Here is a 19,406-nt window from a genome sequence, read left to right on the forward strand (position 1 = left end):
GGGCCGCGACGGCCCGGCCCCCGGCCGCCCGCAGCGCGGCGAGCCCGCCGGTATGGGCCTTCTCCGGGCTGAGCAGTACGGCGGTCACCCCGGCGCCTCGCCGGGCCAGGTACGCCCCGGCGAGGAGCGCGTCCCCGCCGTTGTCGCCGCTGCCCACCAGCAGGGCGATCCGGGTGCCGTAGACGCGCCCCAGCATCCCGGCGCAGGCGGCGGCCAGCCCGGCGGCGGCGCGGCGCATCAGCGCCCCGGCGGGCAGGCGCGCCATCAGCTCCCGCTCGGCGGCCCGTACGGTCTGCACGCTGTAGGCATCTCTCATGCCCTCAGTGTGACCTTCCGCCGCCGGGCCCGTCCGCGTTCGGCCGCACCGGCGGGGCGCTCCCGGCGGTCAGCTCTCGGCGATCACGACGGCCGTCGCCACCCCCGCGTCGTGGCTGAGTGAGACGTGCCAGTGGCGCACCCCCAGCTCGGCGGCGCGGGCGGCGACGGTACCGGTCACCCGCAGCAGCGGCCGTCCGTGCTCGGAGGCGTGCACCTCCGCGTCCGTCCAGACCAGCCCGCCGGGTGCGCCCAGCGCCTTGGCCAGGGCCTCCTTGGCGGCGAACCGCGCCGCCAGGGAGGCCACCGAGCGCCGCTCCCCGCCGGGCAGGGTCTGCTCGGCGGGGGTGAACAGCCGCTCGGCCATGGCGGGGGTGCGGGCCAGCGCTCCGGCGAAGCGGTCGATCGAGGTGACGTCGATCCCCACCCCGACGATCATCCGCGCCCCCCCGCCCGCCGGACGCGCCCTGTCCGTCCGCTGCGCGAGCTCACTCCACCGTCACCGACTTGGCCAGGTTGCGCGGCTGGTCCACCTCGTTGCCGCGGGCCGTGGCCAGCTCGCAGGCGAAGACCTGCAGCGGCACGGTGGCCACCAGCGGCTGGAGCAGGGTGGGCGTGGCGGGGATGCGCACCAGGTGGTCGGCGTACGGCACGACCGTCTCGTCGCCCTCCTCGGCGATGACGATGGTCCGCGCGCCCCGGGCCCGGATCTCCTGGATGTTGGAGACGATCTTGTCGTGCAGCACGGACCGGCCGCGCGGCGACGGCACGACCACCACCACCGGCAGGTCCTCCTCGATCAGCGCGATCGGGCCGTGCTTGAGCTCGCCGGCCGCGAAGCCCTCGGCGTGCATGTACGCCAGCTCCTTGAGCTTGAGCGCGCCCTCCAGGGCGACGGGGAAGCCCACATGGCGGCCGAGGAAGAGCACGGTGTTCTTGTCCGCCAGGGAGCGGGCCAGCTCCCGCACCGGCTCCATGGTGGCCAGGACCTTCTCGACCTCCGTGGAGATCTGCGACAGCTCCCGGATCACCGAGGCGATCTCGTCGCCCCACTTGGTGCCGCGCACCTGGCCCAGGTAGAGGGCCACCAGGTAGCAGGCGACCAGCTGGGTCAGGAACGCCTTGGTGGAGGCGACCGCGACCTCGGGCCCGGCGTGGGTGTAGAGCACCGCGTCGGACTCGCGCGGGATGGTGGAGCCGTTGGTGTTGCAGATGGCCAGCACCTTGGCGCCCTGCTCCCGGGCGTGGCGCAGCGCCATCAGGGTGTCCATGGTCTCGCCGGACTGGCTGATGGCGACGACGAGCGTGCGCTGGTCCATGATCGGGTCCCGGTAGCGGAACTCGCTGGCCAGCTCGGTCTCGCAGGGGACGCGCGTCCAGTGCTCGATGGCGTACTTGGCGATCATCCCGGCGTGGTAGGCCGTGCCGCACGCCACGATGACGACCTTGTCCACCTCGCGCAGCACGTGGTCGGGGATGCGCACCTCGTCCAGGGCCAGCCGCCCGGCCTCGTCGATGCGGCCCAGGAGGGTGTCGGCGACCGCCTTGGGCTGCTCGGCGATCTCCTTGAGCATGAAGTAGTCGTAGCCGCCCTTCTCGGCGGCCGAGGCGTCCCAGTCCACGTGGTAGGCGCGGGTTTCGGCGGGGGCGCCGTCGAAGTCGGTGACCGTGACCCGGTCCCGCCTCAGCTCCACGACCTGGTCCTGGCCCAGCTCGATGGCCTCGCGGGTGTGGGCGATGAACGCGGCGACGTCGGAGGCGAGGAAGTTCTCGCCCTCGCCGACGCCGACCACCAGCGGCGAGTTGCGCCGGGCGCCGACGACGGTGTCGGGCTCGTCGGCGTGGACGGCCACGAGGGTGAAGGCGCCCTCCAGCCGGCGGCACACCTGCCGCATGGCCTCGGCCAGGTCTCCGCAGGAGGAGAAGTTCTCGGCGAGCAGATGGGCCACGACCTCGGTGTCGGTCTCGGAGGTCAGCTCGTGGCCGCGCTCGGCCAGCTCGGCGCGGAGCGCGGCGAAGTTCTCGATGATGCCGTTGTGGACGACCGCGACCCGCCCGGAGTTGTCCAGGTGCGGGTGCGCGTTGGCGTCGGTCGGCCCGCCGTGGGTGGCCCACCGGGTGTGGCCGATGCCGGTGACACCGGCCGGCAGCGGGCGCTCGGCCAGCAGCTTGCCGAGGTTGCCCAGTTTCCCGGCCTTCTTCGCGGCGGCCAGCCCGCCGTCGGCGAGGACGGCAACGCCCGCCGAGTCATAACCGCGGTACTCCAACCGCTTCAGTCCCGCGATGACGACGTCGAGGGCGGACTGCCCTCCCACATAACCAACGATTCCGCACATGCGATGCAGCCTAAGGGCTGCCGGGGGCGAGGGCTGTCAGCGCCCTCGCCCTATTCGTCCGACCGCCCGTCCGACGATCTCCAGGTACTCCGCCTCCTCGCACCGCGGCCGGCCGCCCGGCCGGTACGCCTCCAGGGCGTCGTCCGGGTGCTCCCCCAGGTCCTCGTCGGGCAGTTCGTCCAGGAGTTCCCCCCACACCCGGGCGTCGCACGACTCGGCGGAGCCGCGCGCGGTGGAGCGGCGCCGCGCCGTGCGGAGGCGCCGGAACGGAAGCGGCATAGGGATCTCCTCCGGGCCGGTGGTGTCCGGAACCGCCGGAGCGGGTGGGGGCCGCCGCGGCGAACGCACACATCTGGAACAAGTACGCGAATGCGGTCAACGTATCCGCGCCGGACCGCCGCGTACACCCCCTCGCGCGAACATCTGTGCTGCTGATCACACGGGAACGGCCGTGAGGCCGGCCGCGCCCGGCCCGACAATGGACCCGTGCCCACCCCCGCAACCGCTCCCGGGCCCTGCGCCGCGCCCGGCGGCCCGCCGCCGCAACAGCAGCGCCGCGGCCGGCCGTCCGACACGAGCCCCTTCGTCGACCTCGGGCGGGCCGAGTGGAGCGCCCTGCGGGAGAAGACCCCGCTGCCCCTGACCGCCGCGGAGGTGGAGGAGCTGCGCGGTCTCGGCGACGTCATCGACCTCGACGAGGTGCGGGACGTCTATCTGCCGCTGTCCCGGCTGCTCAACCTCTACGTCGGCGCCACCCACGGGCTGCGCGGCGCGCTCAACACCTTCCTCGGCGACGCGGGCGGCGGGAACGGCGCACAGCGCGGCACCCCGTTCGTCATCGGGGTCGCGGGCAGCGTCGCGGTCGGCAAGTCCACGGTGGCCAGGCTGCTGCGGGCGCTGCTGGCCCGCTGGCCCGAGCACCCGCGGGTGGAGCTGGTGACCACCGACGGCTTCCTGTTCCCCAACGCGGAACTGCACCGGCGCGGGCTGATGTCGCGCAAGGGCTTCCCCGAGTCCTACGACCGCCGCGCCCTCACCCGGTTCGTCGCGGATGTCAAGTCGGGCCGGGAGGAGGTCACCGCCCCCGTCTACTCCCACCTGATCTACGACATCGTCCCCGGCGAGGTGCTGACGGTGCACCGCCCCGACATCCTGATCGTCGAGGGCCTCAACGTCCTCCAGCCGGCCCTGCCGGGCAAGGACGGCCGCACCCGGCTGGCCGTCGCCGACTACTTCGACTTCTCCGTCTACGTGGACGCGCGCACCGAGGACATCGAGCGGTGGTACCTGGGCCGCTTCCGCAAGCTGCGCGAGACGGCCTTCCAGAACCCCTTCTCCTACTTCCGCAGGTACACGCAGGTGTCACAGGAGGAGGCGCTGGACTACGCGCGCGGTATCTGGCGGACGATCAACCGCCCGAACCTCCAGGAGAACATCGCCCCGACGCGGGGGCGCGCCGGCCTGATCCTGCGCAAGGGCCCGGACCACAAGGTCCAGCGCCTGTCGCTGCGCAAGCTCTGACACGGAGCGCCCGCGTCGGCGGACCGCTCCCGTCAGCGGGAAGCGGCGTCCGGCCGCGGCCGGTGGCGGAGGCCGGGCCGCCCGGCGCGGCCTCCCCGGCGCCTCTGGAATCCGTCCGCGCCGGCACGGCACGGACGGCCGGATCGCCGAAGACGGTGAGGGCCGTCAGCTCCATGAGCCGGCACCGCCAGGCGGCCGGCCGGCGGCCGCCCCGCCCGATGTCGTGCCGGACCGCGCGCCGGGCGCGAAACGTCAGCCCAGCGCGGACTTGACCTCGTCCGCCAGCCGCTGCGCCACCGCACAGGCCTGCTCCTCCTCGGCGGCCTCGACCATCACCCGCACCAGCGGCTCGGTGCCGGAGGAGCGCAGCAGCACCCGGCCGGTCTCGCCCAGCTCCTTCTCGGCCTCGTTCACGGCGGTGGCCAGCCGGGCCGAGGAGGAGACCCGGGTCTTGTCCACGTCCCGCACGTTGACCAGCACCTGCGGCAGACGCCGCATGACGCCCGCCAGCTCGGCCAGCGGCCGGCCGGTGGCGGCCACCCGCGCGGCCAGCATCAGGCCGGTCAGGGTGCCGTCGCCGGTGGTGGCGTGGTCCAAGGCGATCACGTGCCCGGACTGCTCCCCGCCCAGCGAGTAGCCACCGCGCTTCATCTCCTCCAGCACATAACGGTCGCCGACCGCCGTCTGGAGCAGCTCGACGCCCTCGCGCTCCATGGCGAGCTTGAAGCCGAGGTTGGACATCACCGTGGCCACCACGGTGTTCCCCCGCAGCGTGCCGGCATCCTTCATGCCCAGGGCCAGCACGCTGAGGATCTGGTCGCCGTCGATCTCCTCGCCGGCCGCGTCCACGGCCAGGCAGCGGTCGGCGTCGCCGTCGTGCGCCACGCCCAGGTCGGCGCCGTGCTCGACGACGGCCGCGCGCAGCCCGGCGAGGTGGGTGGAGCCGCAGCCGTCGTTGATGTTGAGCCCGTCGGGTTCGGTGGCGATGGTGATCACCTCGGCGCCCGCCCGCGCGAACGCCTCCGGGGAGACCCGCGCCGCCGCGCCGTGCGCTCCGTCGATGACGACCCTGAGCCCGTCGAGCCGGTTGGGCAGGACGCCGACGAGGTGGGCGACGTACTTGTCGAAGCCCTCGTCGTACTCCCTGACCCGGCCCACCCCGGCGCCCGTCGGGCGGTCCCAGGGCTCGCCGGAGGCGTGCTCGCGGTAGGTCCGCTCGATGCGGTCCTCCAGCTCGTCGGCGAGCTTGTGGCCGCCGCGGGCGAAGAACTTGACGCCGTTGTCGGGCATGGGGTTGTGGCTGGCGGACAGCATCACGCCCAGGTCGGCGCCGAGCGCGCCGGTCAGGTACGCCACGGCCGGGGTCGGCAGCACGCCCACCCGCAGCACGTCCACACCCGCGCTGGCCAGTCCGGCCACCACAGCGGCCTCCAGGAACTCCCCGGACGCGCGCGGATCACGTCCGACCACCGCCACCGGGCGATGGCCCTTGAACGTACCCGCCTCGGCGAGCACGTGCGCCGCCGCGACCGACAGACCGAGCGCCATTTCGGCGGTCAGGTCGGCGTTGGCGACTCCGCGCACACCGTCCGTACCGAAGAGTCGTCCCACCGTGGTTCCTCCGAGTTCCGAGCTGAGCTCCGGGCGCGCCGAGGCCCGGTCGATCCAGATATACGCCCCTTGGCGGCGGACGCGGCACGGCCGCGGCTCCGGCATGCCGACGGTCGCCCCACCGGACGCGCCGGTCCGGAGTCGGGCGGCGACCCGAAGACGAGCGCCCCGACGCACCGTGACGGTGCTGTCGGGGCGCTCGTCAGCGGATCCCAGGGATTCCAGCGGACAGCGAGGCGCTGATCAGCGCTTGCTGTACTGGGTGCCCTTACGGGCCTTCTTCAGACCGGCCTTCTTCCGCTCGACCGCGCGGGCGTCGCGGGTCAGGAAGCCGGCCTTCTTCAGCGGGCCGCGGTTGTTGTCCACGTCCGCCTCGTTCAGGGCGCGGGCCACGCCCAGGCGCAGCGCGCCGGCCTGGCCGGAGACGCCGCCGCCGCTGATGCGGGCGATGACGTCGTAGCGGTCGTCCAGCTCCAGAACCTTGAACGGCTCGTTGACTTCCTGCTGGTGCACCTTGTTCGGGAAGTAGGTCTCCAGGGTGCGACCGTTGATCTTCCACTGGCCGCTGCCCGGCACGATGCGCACGCGGGCGATGGCGTTCTTGCGGCGCCCGGTGCCGGCGCCCGGCTGGGGCTCACCGAAACGGGACGCGAGGGACTCGGTGGTGTACTCCTCGACGCCCTCGGGAGTCTCGGTGGTGTACTGCTCGACCTCTTCGATCGGGGTCTCGGCGGTGGTCTCGGCCACGGTTCTCCTTAAGCTCTCTTCAGTCTTGGTTGTGGCCGGACTACTGCGCGACCTGGGTGATCTCGAACGGGACCGGCTGCTGGGCGCCGTGCGGGTGGTTCTCGCCCGCGTAGACCTTCAGCTTCGAGAGCATCTGGCGGCCCAGGGAGTTCTTCGGGAGCATGCCCTTGACGGCCTTCTCCACGGCCTTCTCCGGGTTGTTCTTCAGCAGGTCGTCGTAGCGGACGGACCGCAGACCGCCGGGGTAGCCGGAGTGGCGGTAGGCCAGCTTCTGGGTCCGCTTGTTGCCAGAGAGGTGCACCTTGTCGGCGTTGATGATGATGACGAAGTCACCAGCGTCAACGTGCGGCGCGTACACCGGCTTGTGCTTGCCCCTCAGAAGGGTGGCGGCCTGGGTGGCCAGACGGCCCAGGACGACGTCGGTGGCGTCGATGACGTGCCACTGGCGCTGGACGTCGCCGGGCTTGGGGCTGTACGTACGCACGGTCGTAGCCTTCGCTTCTTCAGTGAGTGTTTCCTGACAAGGTCACCGGAGATCACGACAGCCCTGACCGCACTCCGGTGACGCAAGCCGGTGCGGGTCGCTGGTCATCGTCCTGGTGGACCAGGCGTAACGGCCTCTCACGTGAGAACGAGCAAGCCAATACGCACAACGAACCAGCAGGATACCGGCCGTCCTCCGCACGGGTCAAAACACCCCTCCCCCGGCGGGTGCGGCGGAGCCCTTCCGCACACCCCACAGCGCGCCCGCGCCACCCGCCCCTCGTCCCAGACGGGCTCCGGCGCCTCGCGCACCCGCCCGTCCGCGCCGAAGACCAGGAAACGGTCGAAGGAGCGGGCGAACCAGCGGTCGTGCGTCACCGCCAGCACCGTCCCCTCGTACGCCTCCAGCCCCCGCTGGAGCGCCTCGGCGCTCTCCAGGTCCAGGTTGTCGGTCGGCTCGTCCAGCAGCAGCGCCTCGTCCGGGCCGCGCAGCAGCGCCTCCAGCACCAGCCGCTTCTGCTCACCGCCCGACAGGGTGCGCATCTGCCGCCACTGCGCCTTGTCGTAGGGGACGCCGAGGGCTGCGGTGGTGCACACGTCCCAGGCGGTCTCGGCCTCGTAGCCGCCGGCCTCCGCCCAGTCCGCCAGCGCCTGCGCGTAACCCATCTGGGCGGCCTCGTCGTCGACCTCCATGATCTTCAGCTCGGCGGCGTCCACCGCCTCCGCCGCTTCCCGCACCCGCGGCCGGGACACCGAGACCAGCAGGTCGCGCACCGTGCGTTCGTCCCGGACCGAGCCCACGAACTGCGGCATCACCCCGGGCCCGCCGCCGACGGTCACCGTGCCGCCGTGCGGCTTCAGCTCTCCGGCGATCAGCCGCAGCAGCGTCGTCTTCCCGGCCCCGTTGGCGCCCACCAGGGCCACCACCGAGCCCTCCCCCACCCGGAACGAGACGTCGCCGAGCAGCACCCTCCCGTCGGGCAGGTAGTACTCCAGGTGCGCGGCCTCGACGTGTCCCATCCCCCGACTGTGACCGCGCCGGCGGCCTCGCGGCAAGCGAATATGATGCGGGACATGAGCTTTGGGCAGGGGGGGCCGGGCTGGGGCCCGGGAGGACCGTCCGGGCAGCCTGAGCCGTTCGGGCGGCCGGGGCAGTCCGGGCCGGACTGGGCGGCGCTCGCCGAGCGGAGCGAGCGCGCCCGCGCCCGGCGCCGCCGCTGGCTGATGATCGGCGGCGGGGCGATGGCCACCGCCGTCGTCGCCGCGATCGTCGCGGTCGCGGTCGTCAACGAAGGCGGATCGGGCCCCGGCCCCGCCTCGGACTCCCAGGCGCCGTCGGCCTCCGAGACGCCACCGCCCGACCCGGAGCAGCCGGAGCCCAGCTTCTCCTCCGAGCCGCCTCCCCCGCCGCCGGACCCGCGGGACTTCCTCTCCAGCGCCGAGAAGGACACCGCCCCGCTCGGCGCCGCCACGCTCTTCCCCGGCGACTCGATGGAGGTCAACGGCCGCACCTACGACAAGGGCGCCACGGCCTCCACCGGGAGCTGCGCGTCCGGCACCCAGGGGGCACTCGGCGCGGTGCTGACCGACAACGGCTGCCGCGAGCTGATCCGGGTGACGTACGTGCGCGAGGGGGTGGCGGTCACCGTCGGCGTCGCGGTCTTCGACGACGCCGAGGACGCGAGCAGAGCCAAGGAGCAGTCCCGGCCCAACGTCGCCTCACTGGCGGGCTCGGGCGTGCCCACCTTCTGCCGGGGCGGCGTGACCTGCCGCACCTCCGCCAACGCGCTGGGCCGCTACGCGTACTTCACCATCTCCGGCTACACCAGCGGCAAGGATGTCACCGCCTCCGAGACCGCCGCCCGCCGGGCGGGCCTGGACGCGGCCGACTTCGCCTTCGCCCGCATCCTCGAACGCGGCCGGGAGCAGGCGGCGGCCTCGGTCACCGGCTGACGCGGGCCCTGAACCGGACGGGCCGGTCCGGGACTCCGGACCGGCCGGCGCGGGGACGTCAGTCCCGCTGGGCTCCCGCCGGGAGCGTGCGCAGCGTCACCTTCGTAGCCGTCTTCCGCTTGAAGGACCGGTCGGGCATCCTCGTCGCGTCCCGGTGGCGGTCGGAGCTGTTCAGGATCACTCCGACGGCCGTGCGCCCGTCACGCGTCGCCGCGAAGACTGGGCAGGGGCCGGTCTTGGAGCGCCGCCATTCGACAGTGAGCCTCTTCCAACCTGACGAGTGGTTGGACCGGCGACCCCGGTGGCGGGCATGAGGAAAACTCCTGGTGGACGGGTTCACGACCAAGATCACCAGTCCGCCAGGAGCTCTCGTGCTTGTCTACCCGTCTGCCATCGATCTGTCCAGCCGCACCCCGCAGCGTCTCGCCGGTCTGCTCGCGGGGCACCGGCGTCGGATCGGCTCCCGCCGGCGCCGCCCCACCTGTGGCCAGCAGGCCCTGCTCGCCCTCGCGCACCTGCGCTGCGGTGACACTCCCCCAGCCTCCGGCCGGGGGCACCCCCAACGCCCGCCTGGCGGCGGGTTTCCGCATCGGGATCGCCACGGCCTACCGCTGCATACGCGAGACCGTCGATCTCCTGGCCTCGCCCGCACCGACACTGGAACAGGCCATGGACACGGTCCGCGGGAAGGCCTACGTGATCCCCGACGGCACGCTCCCGCTGACCGACCGCATCGCCGCCGACCGCCCGTACTACTCGGGCAAGAAGAAGCACCACGGCATGAACGTGCAGGTTCTCGCCGACCCGGCCGGTCGCCTGATCTGGGCGTCGGACGCACTGCCGGGACCCACGACATCCCGCCCGCTCTGGCCGCCGACAACATCAAGTGCTGGGCCGACAAGGCGTACCGGGGTGCGAGCCCCGCCATCCGCGTCCCGTTTCGGGGCAGGAACCTGCGCGGCCGGCGCCGGCGTCACAACCGGGACCATGCCGAGATCCGCAGCATCGGCGAACGCGCCATGGCGGTCCTCAAGGGCTGGCGGCTCCTGCGGAAGCTCCGCTGCGGCACCACCCGGATCACCGCCATCGTCCGAGCCGTCGTCGCCCTCGAACTCGCCAACTGATCAAGATGAAAAATCTTCAGTCACCATCAAGCATCTTTTCGACTGCCGCCTTGATTGCTTCCAACGCCCCATCATCCACTGTGAGTGGCGCTGCGAGCGTTTCGACCCAGTGCCGCATTTCAGCCTCGGTTAGGTCTCGCCAACGCGGATGCATAGCAGCTCTGCGTGCAATGATCCGCCAGCGATGCTGGTGCTGCGAGAGTCGATACCAGTCAGTCTGTTTCTGCGCTCGTCCTGGCGTTGAGCTCGAACGCAATCCCGAGATCAGACCTTCGCGAAGGCGATTCAGTGCCGACGCATAGACCGGGCTCCCGTTGAGCACGTCCGTGTCATCGGAGAGCTCAAATTTGAGCTCCATACCGGCACGGAGCAGCATCTCCACCTGGGCAAAATTGTCGAACTCGACCAGTTCTGACATCAGAAGGGGTTCCTTCCGTGGAAGATAACGTTCCCCGCCGGGATCTTCAACGAGCCTCTCGTAATCAGCTCATTTGACTGAGATCCCGACCCAAGATCGACACCTTCAGGCATTCGGAAGGCGAACAAGTAGTCAGCCTTTCCTGCATACATCGGGTTACCAATGAAGATGTTCTTTTCGATCTCTGCCGGGCTTCCAATTTCCTGGGTCACATGGACCTTTCCGGCGGAGTTGGCGCCAATCCTGAGACTGCCGTCATCGGCCAAAATCCCACTGTGCCCTCCCTCGCTCGTGTAATGGAAGTAGACATTGTCATCGAGATTATCGACAACGTTCCCGACGTCATGAGTCACCGCATTATTGCAGTTGTGAACGAGTACCGGTGTGGTGCCCGCGAGCACATGGTAGGTGTGGATGCCGTTGATCGTGAGGTCGTGGGTGCGCTGGCGCTTGTCGAAGTGGCGGGTGCCGGTGAGGGTGAGGGTGTCGCCGTCCGGAGTACGGAGCTCCATGCCCGGTTCGAGGTCGCCGGCCTCGATCCACTCCTGCTCGGACTCGGCCCAGAAGGGGTGGGTGGTGGTGGAGATCAGAGCCGCCGGGCCCTCGCCGGTGGTGATGGTCAGGTCGACGAAGTGCTTGTCGTCCTCGGTGACGATGGTGCCGACGACCTCGCGGACCGTGGTCTCGCCGGTCCCGGGGTCGGTGACGGTGACCTCGTCCCCGAGTTCGACGTCCTCGATCGGCTTACCGGTGCCGTCGGCGAGGAGGACCGATGTGCCCGGCAGGAAGCTGTGGCACTTGCTCTTCCGTGTCAGCTTCGCCTTCGCGGCCTTCAGGGTGTCCTTGGCCTTGCCGACGGCCTTGGACGAGGACCACATGTCCTTGGCGCCGCCGACCAGGTCGTCGAGCAGGCCCCAGACACGCTTGGTGAGTTTGGCGCCCTTGGCCCAGTCCCACGGGGCTCCGTACTTGGCGAGGATCTTGCCGGCCAGGCCGCCGACGAAGGAACCCGCGATGTTCAGCGCGGTCTCCCCGCACGCGGCGAGGTCACCGCTGGAGAAGCAGTCCATCGCGGCGTTGACGCCGAGGATGTCCTTGGCGATCTCGACCAGTTCCCTGGCCGCCCGCTTCACCCGCTTCTTCGCGGACGAGTACTGGCGCTGGGCCCTGTCGAGGTTCTCCTGGGCCTCGGTGACCTCCTTGTCGGGTTTCACATAGCCGCCGCCCTTGCTGCTGGGGATGGGCAGCCCGCCCTGGCACTTGATGAGGCCCTGCATGCACTCGGGGATGCCCAGCCCGGTGGGGTCCGACAGCGTGACGGGGGTGTTGTTGGCGTAGGCGTAGCCGTTGATCTGCTGAGGGCTGGTGTAGTCGATGACCGGGTCGACCGAGACGAACCTGCCCAGCGACGAGTCGTACTCGCGCGCCCCGATGCTCGTCAGCCCGGTCTGGGCGTCGATCGTGCCGCCGACGAACCCCTTCTCCCCCGGCCAGGCGCCGCTCGCCTGCCCCCGCTCCAGCCCGTAGGGGTCGAAGCGGCGCTGTGCGACGGCGCCGGTGGCGGCGTCGACGGCCAGCTCACCGGTGCCGTGGTGATCGGAGGCGAGGAAGGACAACTTGTCGTCGTCGGTGCGGACGGCGACCGTCCGGCCGGCGAAGGAGTAGTAGCGGGTGGCCTCCACCTCGCTGCCGCCCTTGGGCAGGCGCAGTTCCATGCCCGGCAGGTAGACCGTGGTGGCGGTGGCGTCGCGCCGGATGACGCGGTTGCCGCCGGTGTCGTAGAGGTAGGTGGCCTCCCGTCCGTCCGCCTCGACGGTCCTGGTCAGCTGACCTTCGGCGTCCCAGTGCAGGGCCTGGGTGTCACCGCCCAGGACGCGCTCGGTGGTGTTGCCGGAGGCGTCGTAGGCGTAGGTGGACTGGCGGTCGCCGGTCGGGGTGTTCTCCACGACCTTGGTGACCGCGTGCGGTCCGGCGTCGCCCTCGCCGTAGGTGTAGGTGCGGGTGACGTCCTTGGCCGCGTCCAGGCCGGTGTCGTGGACGACCTCCTTGGTGCGGTTGCCGATCGCGTCGACGGTGTAGGACTTCCAGTACGGTGCCGGCCCGCCCAGCGCGCTCTGTCCCGGTGCCGCGCCGCACGCCGCCGGGGAGGAGCCGCCCGGCTGCCCGCCGGCCGTGCCGGAGCCGACCGCCTGCTCGGGGCTCGCCGCCGGGGTCCAGGCCTCGGCCAGGCGCTGCCCGGTGTCGTAGGCGAAGCACTGCACGTCAGGAGAGGCGCCCGAGGTGTCGGAGATCGACAGAACGTTGCCGACCTGGTCGTAGGAGTAGTTCGCCGCCTTCGCCGGTCCGGTGACGCCCTCGATGTCGACCACCGAGCGGGTCAGCCGGTCGGTTCCCTTCTCGTACTGGAAGGTCTGCCAGACCTGCTTGCCGCCGCCGGTGGACAGCTGGAGCTGCTGGAGCAGGCTGGTGGTGGAGTAGACGGTGTCGGTGACGTACGGGGTGTTGCCCGTCATGGAGGTCGGGCGCTGCAGCTCGTCGTAGCCGAAGACGATCGCCTCCGAACCGAGGCCGCCCGCGGCGGGCATGCCCTGGCCGCCGAGTGTGCCGTCCCGGTTGTAGGTGGAGGTGAAGGTGTAGATGCCCGCCAGCGCGCCCTCGGAGGAGGCACCGAGTAGGCCGTCTTCAGGGGGCGGTAGTACTCGTCCATGGCCCGGGTGACCGTGGCGAAGTACTGGCTGCCGCCGTTCACGTACCGCAGTGAGGCGTAGGCGTGCCCCCGCCAGCCGGCCTTGTCGTACCGGGTCTCGGTGAGCCTGGTGCCCAGTTGGGGCTGCCCCTCCCAGGTGGAGGTGGCCCGCCCCAGCTTGTCGTAGACGGTGGAGACGACCTTGCCGCGCGCGTCCATCGTCGACACCGGCCGGTCGGCGGCGTCGTAGGTGGTGGTGGAGGTGCCGCTGTCGGGGTCGATGCTCTTGACCCTGCGGCCCAGCTGGTCGTACTCGTACCGCCAGGTGTTGCCCTGGGCGTCGGTGACCGTCTCCAGCTGCCCGGCCGGGGTGTAGGTGTACTTCGTCGCGTCGTAGCCGTTGCCGGGGCCCGCCGCGCCGTCGGGGTTCGGGGCGTCGCCGTGGTAGTGGCGCAGCTCCGTCATCCGCCCGGCGGCGTTGGTGACGGTGGTGGTGGGCACCCCGCCCTCGGGCGGGTCGACATGGGTGCGCTCGCCGTCGTAGGCGGTGGTGGTCCGCCACTGCTCGACGCCCGCGACCGCGAGGGTCTGCGCCGTGGCGCGGCCCAGGCCGTCGTACTCGGTCAGGGTCTGCGCCCCGACCTGGCCGTCGTTGACGACCAGCAGTTCGTCCGAGGGCGCGCCGAGCGCGTTGTAGGTGGCGTTGGCCTTCCGGACCTTCCCGGTGCCGTCGTAGAAGGTGTCGGCGACCACGCGGGAGCCGTCCGGCCCCTCGGTCTGCTTCTGGCGCGGGCGCAGCAGGCTGTCGTACAGCTCGTACTCCGTGCCGTACTCGCCGCTGATCTCGACCTTCGGGGTTGTCGGCGTACCACAGACGGGTGCAGCGGTCGTCGTCGGTGGTGGCCAGGTCTCCGAAGTCGTCGGTCCTGATCAGCCGGCCGGTGTCGGTGTCGTAGGTGGAGACGGACCTGGTCTTCCGCCAGGTGCCGTCGGACAGCAGGTTGTAGCCGCGGGTGGTGACCGTCTTGGTGATGGTGGCCTTGGTGGTGCCCCAGGACTTGGTCTGGACGGCGGTGTCGTGCTTCCAGGGCTCGTTGACGACCTTGGAGACGATCCCGCCGTCGTCGTAGGTGGCCGCCTCCAGCTCGAAGACGGTGTACTCCTCGTGGTCGGTGTAGCTCTTGCCGGTGGAGTCGGTGACCGTCACCGAGCGGGTGCCGCCGTCGGGGTCCTTGTCGCCGTGCATGCCCCGCAGGTGCGTGTGGTCGGTCCGCGTCGAGGTGGTCTCGCCGCCGGTGACGGTGACCTTGCCGTAGCCCTGCCACTGGCCCCAGGTCAGGTACTTCTCGTCGGTGATGCCGTCGGGCTCGGCGTGCCGCCAGGCGGCCGGGCCCTGGTAGTCGTAGCGGGTGACGAGGTCGCCGCCGGTGCGGTCGGTCTCGACGATCCCGGTGACGACGTACTTGTGGAACCAGTCGGTGATCGGATCGGTGTGCCCAGGGGGTGCCCGCTTGACCGGGTAGCAGCGCTTGGTGGACTTCCCTGGGGCCGGCGGAAGCCCCCGGCATCGGCGACCGCCCGGTGCCCGGGGCCGCTCAGCAGCAGCCGGCCGCCGCGCCCGCCACCGGGCCCGCGCCCGGGAGGGTACGGCGGTTGCGCGCCTCGGCGTTGCGCGCGGCCAGCAGTCCGTCGGCCGGATAGCCGACCTCCTCCAGGGTGAGCCCGTGCGGCCGCACCACGTGCACCGCCGAGTCCCGCACCCCGGCCGCCAGCACCCGCCCCGGCCACGACGGCGGGCGGTGTCCGTCGCCGACGAAGAGCAGGGCGCCCACCAGCGAGCGCACCATGTTGTGGCAGAAGGCGTCGGCGACCACCCGGGCCTCCACGGTGCCGTCGGGGCGCCGAGTCCAGCTCAGCTCCCTGAGGGTCCGTATGGTCGTGGCGCCCTCGCGCCGCTTGCAGTAGGCGGCGAAGTCGTGCTCCCCCAGCAGCCGTTCGGCCGCCTCGTTCATGGCGTCCACGTCCAGCGGCCAGTCGTGCCACAGCACATGGCCGCGCCTGAGCGGGTCCACCCCTCCCGGGTGGTCGCAGACGCGGTAGGCGTAGCGGCGCCAGATCGCCGAGAAGCGCGCGTTGAAGTGGGGCGGGGCCTCGCCGATCCGGTGCACCCGCACGTCGTGCGGCAGCCGCCCGGCCAGCCGGCGCAGCAGCCGCTCCCGGTGCGCCTCCCACAGACCGGCCGGCAGGTCGGCGTGCGCCACCTGGCCGCGGGCGTGGACGCCCGCGTCGGTACGGCCGGCGACCGTCAGCTCGAAGACCTCCTCCGAGCGGGTCACCACCCGCAGCGCGTCCTCCAGCTCGCCCTGCACGGTGCGCCGCCCGCGCTGCCGCGCCCAGCCGGAGAACTCCCTGCCGTCGTACGACAGGTCCAGCCGGACCCGCACGTACCCGGGCTCCGCCTCGTCGCTCACGCCGTGATCCTCTCGAAAAGCGCTTGCAGCACGTGCAGCGCGTAAACGGCGGCGGGCCCGCTCCCGGAAAGGGGAGGCGGGTCCGCCGCGGTGTGCTCGGGATGCTCCGGAGCGGAGAACGCCTCAGGCGTCCTTCTTCTCCTCGGCCGGAGCCTCGGCCGCGGCCTCGGTCTCCTCGGACTTCTCCTCGGCCGGGGCCTCGGCGGCCTCGTCCTTCGCGGCGTCCTTCTTGAGGTCCTTCACGGCCTCGTCGCCCGCGGCGTCCTTGGCCGTGCGCTTCGTGGCGGCCTCGGCCTCGCCGACGGCCTCCTGCTGCACGGTCAGGGCCTCCACCAGCTCGATGACCGCCATGGGCGCGTTGTCGCCGCGGCGGTTGCCGATCTTGGTGATGCGGGTGTAACCACCGGGGCGGTTCTCGTAGCGCGGGCCGATCTCGGTGAAGAGCGTGTGCACGACGCTCTTGTCGAGGATCGTGCGCATCACCCGGCGGCGGTTGTGAAGGTCGCCCTTCTTCGCCTTGGTGATCAGACGCTCGGCCACCGGGCGCAGGCGGCGGGCCTTGGCCTCGGTGGTGGTGATGCGGCCGTGCTCGAAGAGGGCGGTGGCGAGGTTCGCCAGCATGGCCTTCTCGTGCGCGGCGCCGCCGCCGAGGCGGGCGCCCTTGGTGGGCTTCGGCATGGTTGTCTCTCCTCGATGTCTGCACCGGCCGTGTCAGGTACCGGTGTCAGCGTCCGTACGGGCTTGTGCCCGCCGGAGCCGGGGCGTGCGGCCGCGCTCGCGCACTCGGTCGTACGCTCCGGAGAACGTGGGCCGACCGGGCGCGGGCGGGTGCCGCGCCCGGTCGGGATGCAGGCGGGCCGGCGTCAGTGCGGCCGGGCGCCGGCGGAGCCGGTCAGTACTGCTCGGTCTCGACGAAACCGGAGTCCGCGTCGTCGTCGGCGCCGAAGGCGTCCGCGGCGGCGGTCGGGTCGAATCCGGGCGGGCTGTCCTTGAGGGTCAGGCCCATGCCGGCCAGCTTCGCCTTGACCTCGTCGATCGACTTGGCGCCGAAGTTGCGGATGTCGAGCAGGTCCGCCTCGGAGCGGGCCACCAGCTCGCCCACCGAGTGGATGCCCTCGCGCTTGAGGCAGTTGTAGGAGCGGACGGTCAGCTCCAGCTCCTCGATCGGCAGGGCCAGGTCGGCGGCGAGCGCGGCGTCCGTCGGGGACGGACCCATGTCGATGCCCTCGGCGTCGACGTTCAGCTCGCGGGCCAGGCCGAACAGCTCGACCAGGGTCTTGCCCGCGGAGGCCATGGCGTCACGGGGGCGCATGGACTCCTTGGTCTCGACGTCGACGATCAGCTTGTCGAAGTCGGTGCGCTGCTCGACACGGGTCGCCTCGACCTTGTAGGTGACCTTGAGGACCGGCGAGTAGATGGAGTCGACCGGGATGCGGCCGATCTCCTGGCCGGTCTGCTTGTTCTGCACGGCGGAGACGTAGCCGCGACCGCGCTCGACGGTCAGCTCCATCTCCAGCTTCCCCTTGCCGTTCAGCGTGGCGAGGACCAGGTCGGGGTTGTGCACCTCGACACCGGCAGGCGGGGCGATGTCGGCGGCGGTGACCAGACCCGGACCCTGCTTGCGCAGGTACATCACGACCGGCTCGTCGTGCTCCGAGGAGACGACCAGGCTCTTGATGTTGAGGATCAGGTCGGTGACGTCCTCCTTGACGCCCGGCACGGTGGTGAACTCGTGCAGGACGCCGTCGATCCGGATGCTGGTCACGGCGGCACCGGGGATCGAGGACAGGAGCGTGCGACGCAGGGAGTTTCCGAGGGTGTAGCCGAAGCCCGGCTCCAGCGGTTCGATCACGAACCGGGAACGGAACTCGTCCACGACCTCTTCGGTCAGTGAGGGGCGCTGAGCGATCAGCATGGGGGTGTGCCTCCAGTCTTCGGCAACCGCTATTTGATGCCGAGCACCGGGCGGGAGCCCGGTTTTCCACTACAAGGGTACGGGCGGTGCGACCCGTGCGGGCCGCACCGCCCGTGACCGTGAGCCGGTACTCCGGATTACTTGGAGTACAGCTCGACGATCAGCTGCTCCTGCACCTGGGTGTCGATCACCTGGCGCTCGGGCAGCGAGTGGACGAGGATCCGCAGCTGCGACGGGATGGCCTCGAGCCACGCCGGCACCGTCTTGTCCCCGGCCTCCGCCTGAGCCACCTGGAAGGGGGTCATGTTGCGGGAGGAGGGACGGACCTCGACGATGTCGTTGGGAGCGACGCGGGCCGACGGAATGTCGGTCTTGCGGCCGTTCACCATGATGTGTCCGTGACGGACGAGCTGGCGGGCGTGGTCGCGGGACTTGGCGAAGCCGGCCCGGTAGACCACGTTGTCCAGACGGGACTCCAGGATGCGGAGCAGGTTCTCGCCCGTCTTGCCCTGCTTGCGGTTGGCCTCGTTGAAGTAACCGCGGAACTGCTTCTCGAGGACACCGTAGATGCGGGCGGCCTTCTGCTTCTCACGCTTCTGCAGCAGGTACTCGCTGTCCTTGGTGCGCCCGCGTCCGTGCTCACCCGGGGGGTAAGGACGGATCTCGATCGGGCACTTCGCGCTCTCGCACTTCGCTCCCTTGAGGAAGAGCTTCTGCTTCTCCCGACGGCAACGCTTGCAGTCGGCCCCGGTGTAACGCGCCATGTTCGTGTATCTCCTACTTCTGCCGGATCAGACGCGGCGACGCTTCGGCGGGCGGCAGCCGTTGTGCGGGGTCGGGGTGACGTCCTGGATCGAACCCACCTCGAGGCCGGTGGCCTGGAGGGAGCGGATCGCGGTCTCACGGCCGGAGCCGGGACCCTTGACGAACACGTCGACCTTGCGCATGCCGTGCTCCTGCGCGCGGCGGGCGGCCGACTCGGCGGCCATCTGCGCGGCGAACGGCGTCGACTTGCGCGAACCCTTGAAGCCCACGTGACCGGCGGAAGCCCAGGAAATCACGTTGCCGGTGGGGTCGGTGATGGAAACGATGGTGTTGTTGAACGTGCTCTTGATGTGAGCGTGCCCGTGGGCGACGTTCTTCTTCTCCTTGCGGCGCACCTTCTTGGCGCCGGCCGTACGGCCCTTCGGAGGCATAGAAAAATACTCCTATGGAGGTGGTCGGTCCTGCGGTCCGGACCACTGGCGGTGTCCGGTGAGGACTACTTCTTGCCCGGCTTCTTCTTGCCGGCGATCGCGCGACGCGGGCCCTTGCGGGTGCGGGCGTTGGTGCTGGTGCGCTGGCCGTGGACGGGCAGACCGCGGCGGTGACGCAGACCCTGGTAGCTGCCGATCTCGACCTTGCGGCGGATGTCGGCCTGGATCTCGCGGCGGAGGTCACCCTCGGTGCGGATGTTGGCCTCGACGTACTCGCGGATCCTGACGAGCTCTTCCTCGGTCAGGTCGCGGACGCGGGTGTCCGGGTTCACACCGGTGTTCGCGAGCGTCTGCTGGGAGAGCGTGCGACCGATGCCGAAGACATAGGTGAGAGCGACCTCCACGCGCTTGTCGCGCGGGAGGTCGACGCCTTCGAGGCGTGCCATGAACGTGGCTCCTGGTTTCGTTGGAGGTCTTCCGCAGCACCGTTCCCGTAGCGAGTACGAGCCGGGTCCCCGGCCTCCGTCCGGGGGTGTCGTCCCCACCGGCGTCGACGGATGTCACGGCGGGGGGTCGGGTGTCTGCGTATCTACATGTCGCTTGCGTCGCGCGAAGAACCGCGAGAGGTGC

The 19,406-nt window shown here is 71.0% G+C and carries 19 protein-coding genes and 2 pseudogenes; 3 read left to right on the forward strand and 18 right to left on the reverse strand.

Features of this window, described 5'->3' with window-relative positions; translation table 11 throughout:
- The 4 genes from LJ221_RS10955 to LJ221_RS10970 form a co-directional block, all read right to left on the reverse strand.
- Nucleotides 1–316, reverse strand: a 316-nt coding sequence (locus LJ221_RS10955; RefSeq protein ID WP_302851988.1) for an NAD(P)H-hydrate epimerase, incomplete at its 3' end; no start/stop codon positions are given.
- Nucleotides 317–385: 69 nt separating this feature from the next.
- Nucleotides 386–754, reverse strand: coding sequence for a holo-ACP synthase (locus LJ221_RS10960; protein WP_206348880.1), 369 nt, complete (start codon nucleotides 752–754; stop codon nucleotides 386–388).
- A gap of 49 nt (nucleotides 755–803) precedes the next feature.
- Nucleotides 804–2,651 carry a glutamine--fructose-6-phosphate transaminase (isomerizing) gene (gene glmS / locus LJ221_RS10965; protein ID WP_241715826.1) on the reverse strand — a complete coding sequence of 616 codons (1,848 nt, stop codon included), beginning with the start codon at nucleotides 2,649–2,651 and terminating at the stop codon, nucleotides 804–806.
- 36 nt (nucleotides 2,652–2,687) lie between these two features.
- Nucleotides 2,688–2,930, reverse strand: coding sequence for a hypothetical protein (locus LJ221_RS10970; RefSeq protein WP_241715828.1), 243 nt, complete (start codon nucleotides 2,928–2,930; stop codon nucleotides 2,688–2,690).
- Nucleotides 2,931–3,137: 207 nt separating this feature from the next.
- Between LJ221_RS10970 and coaA the strand changes: the two genes are divergently transcribed.
- The gene (coaA, locus tag LJ221_RS10975; protein ID WP_241715831.1) at nucleotides 3,138–4,172 is read left to right on the forward strand and encodes a type I pantothenate kinase; all 1,035 of its coding nucleotides are present in this window, start codon (nucleotides 3,138–3,140) and stop codon (nucleotides 4,170–4,172) included.
- A 252-nt stretch (nucleotides 4,173–4,424) separates the two neighbouring features.
- Here the strand turns inward: coaA and glmM are convergent, their stop codons facing one another.
- The 4 genes and pseudogenes from glmM to LJ221_RS10995 all read right to left on the reverse strand — a co-directional run.
- Nucleotides 4,425–5,783 (reverse strand): phosphoglucosamine mutase, encoded by a 1,359-nt coding sequence (gene glmM, locus LJ221_RS10980; RefSeq protein ID WP_241715833.1) that lies wholly within the window; start codon nucleotides 5,781–5,783, stop codon nucleotides 4,425–4,427.
- Nucleotides 5,784–6,026: 243 nt separating this feature from the next.
- Nucleotides 6,027–6,530 (reverse strand): 30S ribosomal protein S9, encoded by a 504-nt coding sequence (gene rpsI, locus LJ221_RS10985; protein ID WP_241715835.1) that lies wholly within the window; start codon nucleotides 6,528–6,530, stop codon nucleotides 6,027–6,029.
- Nucleotides 6,531–6,570: 40 nt separating this feature from the next.
- Complete coding sequence (gene rplM, locus LJ221_RS10990) at nucleotides 6,571–7,014, reverse strand: 50S ribosomal protein L13 (protein WP_241715836.1); 444 nt, start codon at nucleotides 7,012–7,014, stop codon at nucleotides 6,571–6,573.
- A 263-nt stretch (nucleotides 7,015–7,277) separates the two neighbouring features.
- Nucleotides 7,278–8,033 (reverse strand): annotated as a pseudogene (locus LJ221_RS10995) (ATP-binding cassette domain-containing protein); the annotation flags it as partial.
- Nucleotides 8,034–8,087: 54 nt separating this feature from the next.
- Between LJ221_RS10995 and LJ221_RS11000 the strand changes: the two are divergent.
- Nucleotides 8,088–8,966, forward strand: a complete 879-nt coding sequence (locus LJ221_RS11000) for a hypothetical protein (RefSeq protein ID WP_241715837.1) — start codon at nucleotides 8,088–8,090, stop codon at nucleotides 8,964–8,966.
- A gap of 58 nt (nucleotides 8,967–9,024) precedes the next feature.
- On the opposite strand, the gene LJ221_RS23450 is transcribed toward LJ221_RS11000, so the two are convergent.
- A complete protein-coding gene (locus tag LJ221_RS23450) occupies nucleotides 9,025–9,147 on the reverse strand; it encodes a hypothetical protein (protein WP_302851989.1) in 123 nt (40 codons plus the stop codon).
- Nucleotides 9,148–9,746: 599 nt separating this feature from the next.
- On the opposite strand from LJ221_RS23450, the pseudogene LJ221_RS11005 reads away from it, so the two are divergent.
- Nucleotides 9,747–10,090 (forward strand): annotated as a pseudogene (locus tag LJ221_RS11005) (transposase family protein).
- A 16-nt stretch (nucleotides 10,091–10,106) separates the two neighbouring features.
- Here the strand turns inward: LJ221_RS11005 and LJ221_RS11010 are convergent.
- The 9 genes from LJ221_RS11010 to rpsM form a co-directional block, all read right to left on the reverse strand.
- Nucleotides 10,107–10,508, reverse strand: coding sequence for a hypothetical protein (locus LJ221_RS11010; protein ID WP_241715838.1), 402 nt, complete (start codon nucleotides 10,506–10,508; stop codon nucleotides 10,107–10,109).
- Entirely contained in the window at nucleotides 10,508–13,093 is a 2,586-nt protein-coding gene (locus LJ221_RS11015; RefSeq protein ID WP_241715839.1) for an RHS repeat-associated core domain-containing protein, read from the reverse strand. The genes LJ221_RS11010 and LJ221_RS11015 overlap by 1 nt, the downstream gene beginning before the upstream one ends.
- Nucleotides 13,018–13,947, reverse strand: coding sequence for an RHS repeat domain-containing protein (locus tag LJ221_RS11020; protein WP_241715840.1), 930 nt, complete (start codon nucleotides 13,945–13,947; stop codon nucleotides 13,018–13,020). The genes LJ221_RS11015 and LJ221_RS11020 overlap by 76 nt, the downstream gene beginning before the upstream one ends.
- 842 nt (nucleotides 13,948–14,789) lie before the next feature.
- Nucleotides 14,790–15,665, reverse strand: a complete 876-nt coding sequence (gene truA / locus LJ221_RS11025) for a tRNA pseudouridine(38-40) synthase TruA (RefSeq protein WP_241715841.1) — start codon at nucleotides 15,663–15,665, stop codon at nucleotides 14,790–14,792.
- Nucleotides 15,666–15,788: 123 nt separating this feature from the next.
- Nucleotides 15,789–16,343, reverse strand: coding sequence for a 50S ribosomal protein L17 (rplQ, locus tag LJ221_RS11030; protein ID WP_241715842.1), 555 nt, complete (start codon nucleotides 16,341–16,343; stop codon nucleotides 15,789–15,791).
- 214 nt (nucleotides 16,344–16,557) lie between these two features.
- Nucleotides 16,558–17,580 carry a DNA-directed RNA polymerase subunit alpha gene (locus LJ221_RS11035; protein ID WP_241715843.1) on the reverse strand — a complete coding sequence of 341 codons (1,023 nt, stop codon included), beginning with the start codon at nucleotides 17,578–17,580 and terminating at the stop codon, nucleotides 16,558–16,560.
- A 137-nt stretch (nucleotides 17,581–17,717) separates the two neighbouring features.
- The gene (gene rpsD / locus LJ221_RS11040) at nucleotides 17,718–18,344 is read right to left on the reverse strand and encodes a 30S ribosomal protein S4 (RefSeq protein ID WP_241715844.1); all 627 of its coding nucleotides are present in this window, start codon (nucleotides 18,342–18,344) and stop codon (nucleotides 17,718–17,720) included.
- A 27-nt stretch (nucleotides 18,345–18,371) separates the two neighbouring features.
- The gene (gene rpsK, locus LJ221_RS11045; RefSeq protein ID WP_004571845.1) at nucleotides 18,372–18,776 is read right to left on the reverse strand and encodes a 30S ribosomal protein S11; all 405 of its coding nucleotides are present in this window, start codon (nucleotides 18,774–18,776) and stop codon (nucleotides 18,372–18,374) included.
- A gap of 65 nt (nucleotides 18,777–18,841) precedes the next feature.
- Nucleotides 18,842–19,222 carry a 30S ribosomal protein S13 gene (gene rpsM / locus LJ221_RS11050; RefSeq protein ID WP_206348889.1) on the reverse strand — a complete coding sequence of 127 codons (381 nt, stop codon included), beginning with the start codon at nucleotides 19,220–19,222 and terminating at the stop codon, nucleotides 18,842–18,844.
- Nucleotides 19,223–19,406: the final 184 nt, after the last annotated feature.

The organism is Streptomyces sp. CNQ085 (assembly GCF_022614595.1).
In the GTDB taxonomy this organism is placed as follows: Bacteria; Actinomycetota; Actinomycetes; order Streptomycetales; family Streptomycetaceae; genus Streptomyces.

Excerpts from the sequence above, each read along its gene's own strand:
- LJ221_RS10960 (WP_206348880.1), bottom strand. The coding sequence starts at position 754 with ATGATCGTCGGGGTGGGGATCGACGTCACCTCGATCGACCGCTTCGCC.
- LJ221_RS11000 (WP_241715837.1), top strand. The coding sequence starts at position 8,088 with ATGAGCTTTGGGCAGGGGGGGCCGGGCTGGGGCCCGGGAGGACCGTCC.
- LJ221_RS11035 (WP_241715843.1), bottom strand. The coding sequence starts at position 17,580 with ATGCTGATCGCTCAGCGCCCCTCACTGACCGAAGAGGTCGTGGACGAG.
- rpsK (WP_004571845.1), bottom strand. The coding sequence starts at position 18,776 with ATGCCTCCGAAGGGCCGTACGGCCGGCGCCAAGAAGGTGCGCCGCAAG.
- rplQ (WP_241715842.1), bottom strand. The coding sequence starts at position 16,343 with ATGCCGAAGCCCACCAAGGGCGCCCGCCTCGGCGGCGGCGCCGCGCAC.
- LJ221_RS11010 (WP_241715838.1), bottom strand. The coding sequence starts at position 10,508 with ATGTCAGAACTGGTCGAGTTCGACAATTTTGCCCAGGTGGAGATGCTG.
- LJ221_RS10970 (WP_241715828.1), bottom strand. The coding sequence starts at position 2,930 with ATGCCGCTTCCGTTCCGGCGCCTCCGCACGGCGCGGCGCCGCTCCACC.
- LJ221_RS11015 (WP_241715839.1), bottom strand. The coding sequence starts at position 13,093 with ATGCCCGCCGCGGGCGGCCTCGGTTCGGAGGCGATCGTCTTCGGCTAC.
- glmS (WP_241715826.1), bottom strand. The coding sequence starts at position 2,651 with ATGTGCGGAATCGTTGGTTATGTGGGAGGGCAGTCCGCCCTCGACGTC.
- rpsD (WP_241715844.1), bottom strand. The coding sequence starts at position 18,344 with ATGGCGCGTTACACCGGGGCCGACTGCAAGCGTTGCCGTCGGGAGAAG.
- rpsM (WP_206348889.1), bottom strand. The coding sequence starts at position 19,222 with ATGGCACGCCTCGAAGGCGTCGACCTCCCGCGCGACAAGCGCGTGGAG.